General features: G+C 71.1%; 14 protein-coding genes. All 14 read left to right on the plus strand.

The features are described from left to right. Positions 1 to 3 precede the first annotated feature (3 nt). The 14 genes from hrcA (at position 4) to leuA (ending at position 14,399) form a co-directional block, all read left to right on the plus strand. Positions 4 to 1,020 carry a heat-inducible transcriptional repressor HrcA gene (hrcA, locus tag ACIPEP_RS16195; RefSeq protein WP_071301979.1) on the plus strand — a complete coding sequence of 339 codons (1,017 nt, stop codon included), beginning with the start codon at positions 4 to 6 and terminating at the stop codon, positions 1,018 to 1,020. 128 nt (positions 1,021 to 1,148) lie between these two features. Continuing rightward, entirely contained in the window at positions 1,149 to 2,261 is a 1,113-nt protein-coding gene (gene dnaJ, locus ACIPEP_RS16200; RefSeq protein WP_071301882.1) for a molecular chaperone DnaJ, read from the plus strand. Further along, on the plus strand, positions 2,261 to 3,010 hold the full coding sequence (locus tag ACIPEP_RS16205) for a 16S rRNA (uracil(1498)-N(3))-methyltransferase (protein WP_071301883.1): 750 nt from the start codon (positions 2,261 to 2,263) through the stop codon (positions 3,008 to 3,010). Before dnaJ ends, ACIPEP_RS16205 begins: the two co-directional genes overlap by 1 nt. 50 nt (positions 3,011 to 3,060) lie before the next feature. Beyond that, positions 3,061 to 3,414 (plus strand): histidine triad nucleotide-binding protein, encoded by a 354-nt coding sequence (locus tag ACIPEP_RS16210; RefSeq protein ID WP_070418691.1) that lies wholly within the window; start codon positions 3,061 to 3,063, stop codon positions 3,412 to 3,414. After that, entirely contained in the window at positions 3,404 to 4,543 is a 1,140-nt protein-coding gene (locus ACIPEP_RS16215) for a PhoH family protein (protein WP_402717824.1), read from the plus strand. The genes ACIPEP_RS16210 and ACIPEP_RS16215 overlap by 11 nt, the downstream gene beginning before the upstream one ends. After that, on the plus strand, positions 4,540 to 5,001 hold the full coding sequence (gene ybeY, locus ACIPEP_RS16220; RefSeq protein ID WP_079235757.1) for an rRNA maturation RNase YbeY: 462 nt from the start codon (positions 4,540 to 4,542) through the stop codon (positions 4,999 to 5,001). The genes ACIPEP_RS16215 and ybeY overlap by 4 nt, the downstream gene beginning before the upstream one ends. A 4-nt stretch (positions 5,002 to 5,005) precedes the next feature. Further along, positions 5,006 to 6,328 (plus strand): hemolysin family protein, encoded by a 1,323-nt coding sequence (locus tag ACIPEP_RS16225; RefSeq protein WP_070418694.1) that lies wholly within the window; start codon positions 5,006 to 5,008, stop codon positions 6,326 to 6,328. After that, positions 6,325 to 7,263 (plus strand): GTPase Era, encoded by a 939-nt coding sequence (gene era / locus ACIPEP_RS16230; protein WP_402717825.1) that lies wholly within the window; start codon positions 6,325 to 6,327, stop codon positions 7,261 to 7,263. Before ACIPEP_RS16225 ends, era begins: the two co-directional genes overlap by 4 nt. 19 nt (positions 7,264 to 7,282) lie before the next feature. Further along, positions 7,283 to 7,960, plus strand: coding sequence for a DUF6518 family protein (locus ACIPEP_RS16235; protein WP_402717826.1), 678 nt, complete (start codon positions 7,283 to 7,285; stop codon positions 7,958 to 7,960). A gap of 73 nt (positions 7,961 to 8,033) precedes the next feature. Beyond that, entirely contained in the window at positions 8,034 to 9,281 is a 1,248-nt protein-coding gene (locus tag ACIPEP_RS16240; RefSeq protein ID WP_139201858.1) for a sensor histidine kinase, read from the plus strand. Continuing rightward, positions 9,278 to 9,952 (plus strand): response regulator, encoded by a 675-nt coding sequence (locus ACIPEP_RS16245; protein ID WP_402717827.1) that lies wholly within the window; start codon positions 9,278 to 9,280, stop codon positions 9,950 to 9,952. The genes ACIPEP_RS16240 and ACIPEP_RS16245 overlap by 4 nt, the downstream gene beginning before the upstream one ends. A gap of 171 nt (positions 9,953 to 10,123) precedes the next feature. After that, positions 10,124 to 10,876: an ABC transporter ATP-binding protein gene (locus ACIPEP_RS16250; protein ID WP_402717828.1), complete on the plus strand. Its 753-nt coding sequence runs from the start codon at positions 10,124 to 10,126 to the stop codon at positions 10,874 to 10,876. Continuing rightward, positions 10,873 to 12,273 carry an FtsX-like permease family protein gene (locus tag ACIPEP_RS16255; RefSeq protein WP_402717829.1) on the plus strand — a complete coding sequence of 467 codons (1,401 nt, stop codon included), beginning with the start codon at positions 10,873 to 10,875 and terminating at the stop codon, positions 12,271 to 12,273. Before ACIPEP_RS16250 ends, ACIPEP_RS16255 begins: the two co-directional genes overlap by 4 nt. Positions 12,274 to 12,629: 356 nt before the next feature. Beyond that, a complete protein-coding gene (leuA, locus tag ACIPEP_RS16260) occupies positions 12,630 to 14,399 on the plus strand; it encodes a 2-isopropylmalate synthase (RefSeq protein WP_402717830.1) in 1,770 nt (589 codons plus the stop codon). Positions 14,400 to 14,406 lie beyond the last annotated feature (7 nt).

A 14,406-nucleotide genomic window follows, 5' to 3' on the forward strand; every position in this document is an offset into this window, starting at 1 on the left:
CGGGTGGTCAGCGAACGCAGCCTCGAGGTCCTCAAGGCCATCGTGCGGGACTACGTCGCGTCACGCGAGCCGGTCGGTTCGAAGACGATCGTCGAGCGGCACGCCTTCGGGGTCAGCGCCGCCACGATCCGGAACGACATGGCCCAGCTCGAGGACGAGCAGCTCATCGCGGCACCGCACACCTCGTCCGGTCGCGTCCCCACCGACAAGGGGTACCGCGTCTTCGTCGACCACCTCGCCGGCGCGCGGCCCCTGTCCAGCGCCCAGCGGCACGCGATCGAGACGTTCCTCGGGGCGCCGAACGACCTCGACGAGGTCCTCGGCCGCACGGTCCGGCTGCTCAGCCAGCTCACGAACCAGGTCGCCCTCGTGCAGTACCCCTCGATGGTGCGCGCGCGTGTGCAGCACATCGAGCTCGTCCGCCTCGGCGACAACCGCCTGATGGTCGTGCTCATCACCGACACCGCCCGGGTCGAGCAGCGCGTCGTCGAGACCGACGTGGCGCTCGACGAGGGCTCGCTCACCGAACTCCGCACGGTGGTGAACGGCGCCAGCGTCGGGCTGCTGCTGCAGGACGTCTCGACGGCGCTCCGCGCGGTGCCGCAGCAGATCCGCCCCGACGCCCAACCGCTCGCCGGGGTCGTCGTCGCGACCCTCATCGAGCAGGTCGCCGCCAACCGGCAGGACCGCCTGGTGATGGCCGGTGCGGCGAACCTCGCCAAGAGCGAGCAGGACTTCTCGGGCGGGCTCTTCCCCGTGCTCGAGGCGATCGAGGAACAGGTGACCCTGCTCCGCCTGTTCGGTGAGATGCAGATCGACGACGGCGTCGCGGCTCGCATCGGCGTCGAGAACGCCGAGTACGGGCTCGACGCGACGAGCATCGTCGCCGGCGGGTACCTGGCCGGCGGCGAACTCGCCCGGCTCGGCGTGCTCGGGCCGACCCGGATGGACTACGGCACGAACATGGCCGCCGTGCGCGCCGTCGCACGGTACCTGTCCAAACTCCTGGGTGAACATTGACCAGGTGCCCACGCGCCTGAGCGAGCCGGTCCCGACGGGGCGACCCGCGCCTCCAGGCCCACCGACGACCACCAGAACCGCGGCGACCGCCGCACCCGACCGACCGAACCGAACCGACTGAGGGATACGTGGCAGACCACTACGACGTCCTCGGCGTCCAGAAGGACGCCTCCGATGCCGACATCAAGAAGGCGTACCGCCGTCTGGCGCGCGAACTGCACCCGGACGTGAACCCGAGCCCCGACGCGGCCGAGCGCTTCAAGGACGTGACGCACGCGTACGACGTGCTGAGCGATCCCGAGCAGCGCCGCCGGTACGACGCCGGGCCCCAGGCCGACAGCCCCTTCGGTGGCGGAGCCGGCGGGTTCAGCGACATCTTCGACGCGTTCTTCGGTGGCGGTGGCGCCGGCGGTCGTGGCAACGGCCCGCGCAGCCGTGCCGAGCGCGGACAGGACGCCCTGCTCCGCATCGACGTCGACCTCGACGAGGTCGTCTTCGGCACCCACAAGGACGTCGAGGTCGACACCGCGGTGCTGTGCGAGACGTGCGGCGGTTCCTGCTGCGCGCCGGGCACGAGCCCGCAGACGTGCGACATCTGCGGCGGCACCGGCCACATCCAGCGCCAGGTCCGCTCGCTCCTCGGCAACGTCGTGACGAGCGCGCCCTGCGGCACCTGCCGCGGGTACGGCACCGTCATCCCGAACCCGTGCCCGACGTGCCAGGGCCAGGGACGCGTCCGCGCCCGCCGCACGGTGCCGGTCGACGTCCCCGCCGGGGTCGACTCCGGGCTCCGCCTGCAGATGCCCGGCCAGGGCGAGGTCGGTCCGGCCGGTGGCCCCTCCGGTGACCTCTACCTCGAGATCCGGGTGCGCCACCACGACGTGTTCAGCCGCGACGGGGACGACCTGCTCGCCACGCTCGAGGTCGCGATGACCGACGCCGTGCTCGGGACGACCACGACGATCGACGGGCTCGACGGCCCGGTCGAGCTCGAGGTCCGTCCGGGTGTGCAGAGCGCCGACGTCCTCGTGATCAAGGACCGCGGCATCACGAAGCTCCGGGGCAACGGTCGCGGCGACCTCCGGGTCGGTGTGCAGGTCGTGACGCCGACGAAGCTCTCGCACAAGGAACGGCAGCTCGTCGAGCAGCTCGCGAAGTCGCACAAGGCCGCGAAGCCGCAGCTCGCCCGCTTCCAGCAGGGCATGTTCGGCAAGCTCCGCGACCGGTTCTTCAACTTCTGATGGCATCGCTCTACCTCGTCGGGTCGCTCGACGGCGTCACGGTCGGCGACACCGTCCCGCTCGACGGGGCGGAGGGACGCCACGCCGTCACGGTCGCCCGGGTCCGGGTGGGGGAGACGCTGCGCCTGTCCGACGGTCGTGGCACCGTCGTGACCGGGGCCGTGACCGCGCTCGGGCGGGACACGCTCTCGTTGGCGGTGTCCACGGTCGCCGTCGACGACGCACCCACACCGACGCTCACGCTCGTGCAGGCGCTCGCGAAGGGCGGCCGCGACGAGATGGCGGTGCAGGCGGCGACCGAGATCGGTGTCGACCGGATCGTGCCGTGGTCGGCGGCCCGCAGCGTCTCCCGCTGGGACGGCGCGAAGGTCGAGAAGGGCCGCGCACGCTGGACGGCGATCGCGCACGAGGCGTCGAAGCAGGCGATCCGTTCCCGGGTGCCCGTCGTCGACGCGCCGGTGACGACCGGGCAGCTCGCGGCTCCGGCTCCCGGTGCGGCCGACGGTGCTCGCGCCGTCCTCGTGCTGGACCCGGTCGGCGACGTCCGGCTCTCCGAGTGGGAACCGCCGAGCGACGTTGCCGAGATCGTGCTCGTCGTCGGACCCGAGGGCGGCATCGACGGCTCCGAGTTCGACCGGCTGGTGGCCGCCGGCGCCGTCCGGGTCCGCCTCGGCGACACGGTCCTCCGGACGTCCACCGCCGGCCCGGCCGCGCTCGCGGTCCTCCAGACGCGGCTCGGTCGCTGGTAGCGCCCGGATCGGGAAGGCGTGGCGTCGGTACCGCGTTCTACGATGGAGCCATGAGCACCAGCACGCCCAGCATCTTCTCCCGGATCATCGCGCGCGAGATCCCGGCGACCGTCGTCGCCGAGGACGACCGCGTGATCGCCATCGAGGACATCGCGCCGAAGGCACCCGTCCACGTGCTCGTCATCCCCAAGACCGAGCAGTACCGGAACGTCACCGAGCTCGCAGCCGGTGACCCGGACCTCCTCGCCCACCTGGTCGCCACCGCGCAGCGCATCGCCGACGAGCGCGCCGGCGGCCAGTACCGACTCGTCTTCAACACCGGCGAAGCCGCCGGTCAGACCGTGTTCCACGTGCACGCGCACGTACTCGCAGGTGAACTGCAGGAAGGCACCCTTGCCGGCTAACGAACCAGCACCCACCCCGGCCGACCCGACGGACGTGTCGGCCTCGATCCAGGTCGACGGCATCGCCATGGTGCAGCTGCTCGGCCCCCAGGACCGACTGCTCAAGACCGTCGAACGCCAGTACCCGGGCGTCCGCGTGCTCGTGCGTGGCAACGAGGTCACGCTGACCGGGCCCGACCGCGACGTCGCGCGCGCGCACGCCCTCGTCGACGAGCTCGTCGGCATGGTGAAGCGCGGACAGGACATCGGGCCGTCGGACATCCCCGTCTCCGCGAAGCTCCTCGACGAGGACCGCAAGCCGTCCGACACCTTCGGCACGCCGATCGTGTCGAGCCGCGGCAAGTCCGTGCGGCCGAAGACCGACGGGCAGCGGGCCTACGTCGACGCCATCGACGAGCACACGATCACGTTCGGCATCGGCCCCGCCGGTACCGGCAAGACGTACCTGGCGATGGCGAAGGCCGTCCAGGCGCTCCAGCGGCGCGAGGTCACCCGGATCATCCTGACGCGCCCCGCGGTCGAGGCCGGCGAGCGGCTCGGCTTCCTGCCGGGCACCCTCACCGACAAGATCGACCCGTACCTGCGCCCGCTCTACGACGCGCTCAACGAGATGATGGACCCCGAGCTGGTGCCGAAGCTCCTGGCCGCCGGCACGGTCGAGGTGGCCCCGCTGGCGTACATGCGCGGACGCACGCTGAACGACTCGTTCGTGGTCCTCGACGAGGCGCAGAACACGACGCCCGAGCAGATGAAGATGTTCCTGACGCGGCTCGGTTTCGGCTCGAAGATGGTCGTCACGGGTGACATCACCCAGGTCGACCTGCCGGGCAACCTGTCCGGGCTCCGGCTCGTCACGCGCATCCTCGGCGAGGTCGACGACATCTACTTCGCCCGCCTCGGCAGCGAGGACGTCGTCCGCCACACGCTCGTCGGACGGATCGTGGACGCCTACACCGTCTACGACGAGGAACGCCTCGCCGAGCAGTCCGGGTACCGCCCGGGCGGCCGGGGCAGCGCCGCCACGCCGAACCCCGCCGGTGCGAACCGCGCCGAACGACGGGGGCGTCCGCCGCAGGACCGCCAGCGCTCCCCGTACCCCCAGAACGACTCCCGAGGAGGGAACCGGTGAGCATCGAGCTCAACAACGAGTCCGGCGTCGAGGTCGACGAGGCAGCCATCCAGCGCCTCGCCGCCTTCGCGCTCGACGCGCTCCACGTCCACGCCGATGCGGAGCTCGCGATCGTGCTCGTCGACGAGGGCGCGATGGAGCAGCTGCACGTCCGGTGGATGGACGAACCCGGGCCGACCGACGTCCTGAGCTTCCCGATGGACGAACTCCGTCCGGGCACCGAGGACGAACCGACGCCCGCCGGGCTGCTCGGCGACATCGTGCTCTGCCCGCAGGTGGCCGAGGAACAGGCGAAGACCGCCGGGCACTCGAGCACCGACGAGATGCTCCTGCTGACCTGCCACGGCATCCTGCACCTGCTCGGGTTCGACCACGCCGAGCCGGACGAGAAGGCGGAGATGTTCGGGCTGCAGGGCGAGATCCTCACGGCCTTCGCCGCCCAGCGCCGCGGGCGGTGAGCTGATGCTGCTCGTCGTCGGCCTGCTGGCGGTGGCGTTCGTGCTGGTCGTCGTCGGTGGCCTGCTCGCCGCGTCCGACGCCGCGCTCTCCGTCCTGTCCCGCGCCGACCTCGACGAGATCGCGCGGGAGAGCAAACACCGCCGCGCCATCGAGGCGGTCGGCGACGACGTCGGGGCGCACGTCAACGCGCTCAACTTCTTCCGGGTGCTCGCCGAGACCGCCGCCGCCGTGCTCGTCACGATCGCGCTCGTGATGGTCTTCGACACGTGGTGGGTCGCGCTCATCGTGGCCGCCGCGATCATGACCGCGGTGTCGTTCGTGCTCGTCGGGTCCAGCCCGCGCAGCGTCGGTCGCGCGCACGCCGAACGGCTCATCGCGACGACGGGCGGGCTCGTCCGGGCCGTGCGCATCGTGCTCGGTCCGCTCGCCGGCCTGCTCGTGGCGATCGGCGACCGCGTCACGCCCGGGCGCGGGGGCAGTGCGTCGACGGTGTCGAGCGAGGAGCAGCTGCTGTCGCTCGTCGACGAGGCCACCGAGAGCAACGTCCTCGAGCAGGACGACCGCGAGCTCATCCACTCGGTCTTCGAGTTCAGCGACACCCTCGTGCGCGAGGTGATGGTGCCGCGCACCGACATGCTCACCGTCGACGGTTCGGACACCCTCGCGAGCGGCATGGAGCAGTTCCTCGCCGCGGGCGTCTCCCGCATGCCCGTCACCGGCAAGGGCAGCGACGACGTGCTCGGGGTCCTCTACCTGCGCGACGTGGCCCGCGCCCTGTACGAGCGCCCGGGGTCCGGTACCAAGCGGGTCACGACGCTCCTCCGCCCGGCGGAGTTCGTGCCGGAGTCGAAGGCCGCCGACGACACCCTGCGCCACATGCAGGTCGCGAAGAACCACCTCGTGCTCGTCGTCGACGAGTACGGCGGCGTCGCCGGGCTCGTCACGATGGAGGACCTCATCGAGGAGCTCGTCGGCGACATCTCGGACGAGTACGACCGCGCCGTGGTCGACCGGGTCGAGGTCGAGCCGGGCGTCTGGCGGATCTCCGCCCGACTGCCGATCGACGACCTCGGCGACCTGTTCGGCATCGAGCTCGAGGACGACGACGTCGACACCGCCGGCGGGCTGCTCACCAAGGAGCTCGGCCACCTGGCGATCAGCGGCGACAGCGTCACCGTGTCCGGCGTCGTGCTCACGGCCGACCGGGTCGAGGGCAAGCGCCGCCACCTCATCACCGTGCTCGCCGAGCGCACGCCCGGACTCGCGGACGTCGAGGACGCCTTCGACGACGCAGCATCCACCACGACGGGAACCACGCACGCATGACCGACACCACGCCAGCCACCTCCGGACCGACCGAGCCGTACCGTGCCGGGTTCGTCTCGTTCGTGGGGCGCCCGAACGTCGGGAAGTCCACGCTGACGAACGCGCTCGTCGGCCAGAAGGTCGCGATCACCTCGTCGAAGCCGCAGACCACCCGCCGCGCCATCCGCGGGATCGTGCACCGACCGAACGGCCAGGTCATCATCGTCGACACCCCCGGCGTGCACCGACCGCGCACCCTGCTCGGCGAGCGGCTGAACGACCTCGTGCAGTCCACCCTCGGGGACGTCGACGTCATCGGGCTCTGCGTCCCGGCGAACGAGCCGATCGGCCCCGGCGACCGGTTCATCAACGACACGCTGGACCAGTACCCGCGTGCGAAGAAGGTCGCCATCGTCACGAAGATCGACCGGGCCGCCAAGGACAAGGTCGGGGAGCAACTGCTCGCGGTGTCGAAGCTGCGCGAGTGGGACGCCATCGTGCCGACCTCGGGCACGAGGGGACTGCAGCTCGAGGACCTGCTCGGCGTGATCACGTCGCTGCTGCCCGAGTCACCCCAGCTCTACGACGACGCCGCGGTGACCGAGGAGACCGACGAGGAGCGGATCGGCGAACTCATCCGCGAAGCCGCACTCGAGGGCGTGCGCGACGAGCTGCCGCACTCGCTCGCCGTCGTGATCGAGGACGTCGTCGAGCCCGACGAGGACGACGAACCGGACGGCCCGCTGCGCATCTTCGCGAACCTCTTCGTCGAGCGGGACAGCCAGAAGGCGATCGTCATCGGCCGCAAGGGGGAGCGCCTCAAGGACGTCGGGTCGCGGGCCCGTACCGAGATCGAGGCGCTGCTCGGCGGCCGGCACGTGTACCTCAACATCCGGGTGAAGGTCGCGAAGGAGTGGCAGCGCGACCCGAAGCAGCTCGGGCGACTGGGCTTCTGACCGCTGATATTCTGGATCGGTGCGCCGTCTCCGTCCCCTCCTCGTCCTCGTCGCCGTCGCGCTCGTCGTGGGCGTGCTCACGCAGTCGAACACCTGGCTGCAGGCGTCGAGGCTCGGCGTCCCGTACCCGGGCGGACTGGTCGGCTTCCTCGACACCCCGTCGGTCGGCGCGGCCCTCGGGTTCGCGGCCGGCGCCCTCGCGCATCGCTGGTGGCACGCGCTCGTCCTCGGCCCGGGCGCGATCCTCGTCTCCTTCGTGGGGTACTACGGCGCCTACGGGTGGTCCAGCGGGGCTTCTGGCGCGCCGAGCTGGGTGATCGTCGCCCTGCTGTCGGGTCCGGTGGCCGGCGTGCTCGGGTGGTGGTGGCGCGCGCGGCGGGTCGGCTGGCTCCTCGCCGTGCCCATCGGGTTCGTCTGCAGCGACGCGCTGTGGCTCGTCGTCGACCGCAGCCCGCACCTCGACGGCGGTCAGTTCGCCACCGTGTCGTTCTCGATGGCGGTCGTCGCGGTCGCCTGCGCGCTGCTCGTTCGGGGGACCCTCGGGCAGCGAGCGCTCTTCGTCGGCGCGATCGCCGGATCGACGCTCGCGGTGTTCCTCGCCATGTCCTTCGTCGTCTGGCCGCTCGTGGGACTGCTCGGCGGTGACGCCGTCTACCCGGTGCTGCCGGACCTCGACGGGGACGGCCGGCCGAACTGACGCGACGCGACCGTCTGCTGACGTCAACCTGGAGGCGGACGCGCACCGCGCCTCCTGGACGTACCGTGGTGTGGTGTTCCGTCCCATGCTGCGCGCGCAGGTGATCACCGACGTCGTGATCGCGGTCCTGCTCGGCGCGCTCGTGCTCGTCGTGACCGCGCGGGGACTGGACTCGCCGTTCGCGCTCCTGACGGTCCTCGGCATGACGGCCGCGCTGGCGCTCCGGCGTCTGTCGCCGGGGCTCGCGCTCGGTGTGGCGTGGGTGTTCGCCGTCCTCGAGATGGTCACCCTGCAGATGCCCGACCTGTCGAACGCGTTCATCGCCGGGGTGGTCTACTCGACGAGCCGCTACGGCAGCCGGCGCGTGCGCCTGGCGGGCCTGGTGTCGTCGATCGTCGGCCCCGTGACGGCGGCCGTCTACCTCGGTCTCGACGACTACCGGCAGCGGCAGGGCATCGTGACGGCGACGACGCCCGAGCAGGAGTCGCTCAAGGTCGCGATCGCGTACTTCGCGATCGTGCTGCTGCTGCTCCTCCTGCCGTGGCTCGCCGGTCTCGTGCTCCGCACCCGGCGGTCGGCGAGCATGAGCCGAGAGGCCCAGCTCCTCGCCGAGCGCGACGCCGCACGGGCCGATCGCGCCGTCGCCGTGGAGCAGGAACGCGTCCGGATCGCCCGGGACATGCACGACATCGTCGCGCACTCGCTGGCGGTCGTGATCGCCCAGGCGGACGGCGCCCGGTACGCGTTGAAGGCGGATCCGGCCATCGCCGACGAAGCGCTCGGGACGATCTCGAGCACCGCCCGCCGTGCCCTCGGCGACGTGCGCGAACTGCTCGGTGCGTTGCGGCACGAGCAGGGCACCGCACCGACCCCGGAGATCGACGACATCGACCGGCTGATCGGCGAGATGCGTGGCGTCGGCCTCGACGTGCGGGTCGAGCGCGAGGGCGATTCGTCGGGCCTGCCGACCACGACGCAGCTCGCCGTCTACCGGATCGTCCAGGAGAGCCTGACGAACGCGTGGAAGCACGGCGAGCCGAACACCCCGGTGCGCGCGAGCCTCACGTACCGGCCGGACACCGTCGAGATCACGGTCGTCAACCGGCGCGCCGACGACGGCACGCGCGGGCCCGGCACCGGACACGGGCTGGTCGGCATGCGCGAACGTGCCACCATGACCGGGGGGACGATGACCGCGGGACCGCGGGGCGACGACTTCGCGGTCGCGGTCCGGATGCCGTCCGTCCCCGCGAGCGGCCAGATGCCGCGCGGGCTCGTCCCGACCACACCCTCGACCCTCCAGGAGCGCACCGGCCGATGAACGACACCCCGATCCGCGTCGCGCTCGTCGACGACCAGGCCCTGTTCCGCACCGGCATCCGGATGCTCATCGACTCGCAGGCCGACCTGCAGTTCGTCGGCGAGGCCGGCGACGGTGCCGAGGGCGTGGAGCTCGTGCGGCGCGGGCGACCCGACGTCGTGCTCATGGACGTCCGCATGCCGGTGATGGACGGCATCACCGCCACCGCCCGCATCGTCGAGGACAGCGGGACCGACGGCGCCAAGGTGCTCGTGCTCACCACGTTCGACTTCGACGAGGCAGCGGCGAAGGCGATCCGAGCCGGTGCGAGCGGGTTCGTGCTGAAGGACGCCGACCCGGAGTTCCTGCTCGCGGCGATCCGCACGGTGAACGCCGGGACCGCCGTGTTCGCGGCGTCGGCGACCCGTGAGCTCCTCCGCCGCTACGAGGACACGAGCGAGCAGGCGGCCTCGGTGCCGGCCGCGTTCGCCGACCTGACGCCGCGCGAACGGGAGATCTTCGATCTGGCGGCGCGGGGCTTCAGCAACAGCGAGATCGCGCAGCACGAGTACGTGAGCGAGGCGACGGTGAAGACGCACATCTCGCGCGTCCTCACGAAGCTCGAGCTGCGGGACCGGGTGCGGCTCGTGGTGTTCGCGCACGAGCACGGTCTGGTCGCGAAGGCCGACTGACCGCGGGGCGTCCGGCTGCGCGCTGCGCGCTGACGGTCCGTCGGCGCGCTGCGCGCTGACGGTCCGTCATCCGTCAGGATGACTTCTCCCCAGGCAGTGGAGCCGAGCGGACGATCCACAGGAGCCGATGGGCCGACGCGGGGCGTGCCTCCTGGCCGTCATCGTGGAGTCATGACCACGAGCAGCAGACCGATCATCCGTCTCGACCGCGTTTCGAAGCACTACGGCGATGCCGTGCGGCGGGTGACGGCGTTGGACGATGTGAGCGTCGACATCGGTGCGGGGGAGTTCACGGCGGTGATGGGGCCGTCGGGTTCGGGCAAGTCGACGTTGATGCACGTCGCGGCGGGGCTCGACCAGGTGTCGTCGGGTCGGATCTGGATCGACGGGGTGGACGTCACGGGGTTGGGTGACAAGGAGTTGACGGAGCTGCGTCGTCGTCGGTTGGGGTTCGTGTTCCAGTCGTTCAACCTGGTGCCGACGTTGGACGTGGCGGAGAACGTCCGGTTGCCGTTCCTGTTGGGTGGGCACAAGGTGACTCGCGAGGAGTCGGCGTGGATCGACCGTCTCGTGGAGATGCTCGGGTTGGGGGATCGGTTGTCGCATCGTCCGCACCAGTTGTCGGGTGGGCAGCAGCAGCGGGTGGCGATCGCGCGGGCGTTGGCGTCGCGGCCGGCGGTGGTGGTCGCGGACGAGCCGACGGGGGCGTTGGATTCGCGGACGGGTAGTGATGTGTTGCAGATCTTGCGGGGTGCGGTGTCGGAGTGGGGGCAGAGCGTGGTGATGGTGACGCATGATCCGGTGGCTGCGGCGAATGCTGATCGGATCCTGTTCCTGGCGGACGGTCGTGTGGTGGGGGATCGTCCGGCGATGGATGCCGCGGCGATCTCGACCACGATGCTCGGCATGGAGACCGCAGCGTGAACGGCGTCCGCGCGTTCGCCCCGACCGTCCTCGTCGCGGCGCTCGGCACCACCTTCGGGTCGGCACTGGTCATCGCTCCGGGGATCGTCACCGAGGCCCTGGCGGCCTCCGGTCTCTCCGAGCTCGGCCCGGTGAAGGCGATCCTCTCGGTCGTCGGGTGGCTCTTCCTCGGCATCGCCCTCTACGTCGGTGCGATCGTCACGGCGAACACCTGCGCCACGCTCATCGCCGGGCAGACCCGCATCATCGCGCTGCAGCGGCTCGTCGGGGCGACCGGCGCCTCGTTGCGTGCACGGATCACCCGGACCGGCCTCGTCGTCGGGGTCCTCGGCGGTCTGATCGGGGCGGTCGTCGGCACGGGGCTCAGTGCGCTCTTCGTCGTCGTGCTGCGGGGCAACGGGTTCCTGCCGGACACCGCGTACACGATCGTGCCGTGGGAGCTCGTGCTCCCGGTCGTGGCGGTCGTCCTCGCGACCTGGGGTGCGTTCGCGGCCGGTTCGCGGCGGGTGCTCACCGTGACGCCGCTCGAGGCACTCTCGTCGAGCGTCGAACCGAGCCACGACGACGTCCGCTCCGGGACCGCTCGGAAGGTCTGGGCGATCGTGCTCATGGCGGCGGGCGGCCTGCTCCTGCTCGTCGGGCTGCTCGCCAGCGGGCTCTCGCCCATCGCGGTCCTGCCGGCAGCGCTCGGGGGCTTCGTCTCCTTCGCCGGGGTGGCCGTCGGTGCGACGATCGTGATGCCGCCCGTGCTGCAGCTCATCGGACGCATCGGAGCCCGTGACCCTGTCGTGCTGCTCGCCGGTCGCAACGCCATGCGCGCACCCGGCCGGTCCGCACGGGCGACCATCGGGCTCGTCATCGGCGTCACCCTGCTCGTCACGTTCGCCGTGGCGCTCGGCATCATGCAGCACGTGCTCGGTGCCCAGCTGCAGGCCATGGACCAGGGGCAGATGACGAAGGAGATGCTCAAGGGGCAGCGTGACTTCTTCGTCCAACTGAACGCCGTCGTGAGCGTCATCGTCGGGTTCTCCGCCGTGATCGCCGCGGTGGGGGTGGTGAACGCGCTCGCCCTCGGGGTGCTGCAGCGCCGGCGGGAGCTCGGGCTGCTGCGGGTGCTCGGGCTGACCGGGGCGCAGGTCCGCCGGATGATCGTCACCGAGGCCGTCCAGATGGTCGTCGCAGCCGTCGTCACCGGGCTCGTGCTCGGCACCTTCTACGGGTGGGTCGGTGGGCAGACGTTGCTCGGTTCGCTCGGTTTCGCGACGACGCCGGTGCTGCCGCCGTTGACCGTGGGGATCGTGGTCGTGGGAGCGTTGGTCCTCGCGGTGGTCGCGACGATCGCGCCGGTGCGGCGTGCGATGCGGGTGCCGCCGACGGAGGCGCTGGCGGTCGACTGACGCGCCGCTCGCGGTCGCCGAGGTCGCCGAGGTCGCACGATCGGTCGCTCGGGTCGGCCGAGGTCGCACGAAGTGTCGCTCGCGCCGCCAGCGGGCGACGGTTCGTGCGACCTCGACGCCGCGTCCGCGGCACGTCGTGCGACCTCGGCACCCCGGCCGCCGGGTGCACGTCGTGCGACCTCGGCGCCCCGCGACGGCTCGGTCTGTCACACGGACCGCCGCCGGTGCTACCGTGGACCCGATGTACTCGGCGCTCCTCCTCCTTCGCTGCCGCGACGAGGCCTGACACAACGGCCCACCTCGTCGCGGAGTCCGTCGTGGCCTGACCCACACCTGACGACGAAAGCGACGAAACGATGCAGAACACCCAGCGCCCCTCCGGGATGCCGATCCACAAGTACGTCCCGTTCCACGAGCAGATCCGTGTCGACCTCCCGGACCGCACCTGGCCGACGAAGCGCATCGACGAGGCGCCGCGGTGGTGCGCGGTCGACCTGCGCGACGGCAACCAGGCCCTGATCGACCCGATGGACTCCGAGCGCAAGCGCGCCATGTTCGACCTGCTCGTCCGGATGGGCTACAAGGAGATCGAGGTCGGGTTCCCGAGCGCCTCGCAGACCGACTTCGACTTCGTCCGCTCGCTCATCGACGAGGGCGCGATCCCCGACGACGTCACGATCCAGGTGCTGACCCAGGCGCGCGAGCACCTGATCAACCGCACGTACGAGGCGATCGACGGCGCGAAGCAGGCCATCGTGCACCTGTACAACTCGACGTCGATCGTCCAGCGCGAGGTCGTGTTCCGCACCGACGTGCAGGGCGTCGTCGACATCGCGGTGTCCGGAGCGAAGCTGTGCCGTGCGGCCGAGGCGAACCTGCAGCACGACACGAAGGTGTTCTACGAGTACTCGCCCGAGTCGTACACGGGCACCGAGCTCGAGGTCGCGGTCCAGATCTGCAACGCCGTGCTCGAGGTCTTCGAGCCGACGCCCGACCGCAAGGTGATCATCAACCTGCCGGCGACCGTCGAGATGGCGACGCCGAACGTCTACGCCGACTCGATCGAGTGGATGTCCCGCAACCTGGCCCACCGCGAGGACGTCATCCTCTCCCTGCACCCCCACAACGACCGTGGCACCGCCGTCGCGGCCGCGGAGCTCGGGTACATGGCCGGCGCCGACCGCATCGAGGGCTGCCTGTTCGGCAACGGTGAGCGCACCGGCAACGTCGACCTGGTCGCACTCGGCATGAACCTGTTCACGCAGGGGATCGACCCCGAGATCGACTTCTCGGACATCGACCAGATCAAGCGCACGGTCGAGTACTGCAACCAGCTGCCGGTGCCGGAGCGCCAGCCGTGGGCGGGCGACCTCGTCTACACGGCGTTCAGCGGCTCGCACCAGGACGCCATCAACAAGGGCTTCGAGGCCATGAAGGCCAAGGCCGCGGCCGCCGGCAAGGACATCGACGAGGTCGAGTGGGCGGTGCCGTACCTGCCCGTCGACCCGAAGGACATCGGCCGTTCGTACGAGGCCGTGATCCGCGTCAACTCCCAGTCCGGCAAGGGCGGCGTCGCCTACCTGCTCAAGACGGACCACTCGATCGACCTGCCCCGCAAGCTGCAGATCGAGTTCTCCGGGGTCGTGCAGCAGCGCACCGACGCCGAGGGCGGCGAGTTCTCGTCCGAGCGCATCTGGGACCTCTTCCGCGACGAGTACCTGCCCGCGGCCGACGAGTCCGACAAGTGGGGCCGCTACGAGATCACGAAGACGGCGACCTCGAGCGACTTCGACGGCACGACGAAGCTCTCGGTCGCCCTGCGCGTCGACGACGGCTCGATCACGTCCGACGCCGTCGGGACGGGCCCGATCGACGCGTTCCTCACGGTGATGCGGGACCAGGGCGTCGACGTGACGCTCTACGACTACTCGGAGCACACGATGAGCGCCTCGGGTGACGCGCAGGCCGCGTCCTACGTGGAGCTCGACGTCGACGGCGTCCGGCTGTGGGGCGTCGGGATCGACGCCGACATCGCCACAGCGTCGCTCAAGGCGATCGTCTCGGCGGTCAACCGCGCGGTGCGCGCGGGGGCTGCGTCCGGCGCGTCGGAGCTGGTCTCGGCGTAACGCGTTC

Origin of the sequence: Curtobacterium sp. NPDC087082, assembly GCF_044745045.1 — a bacterium.
Taxonomy (GTDB): domain Bacteria; phylum Actinomycetota; class Actinomycetes; order Actinomycetales; family Microbacteriaceae; genus Curtobacterium.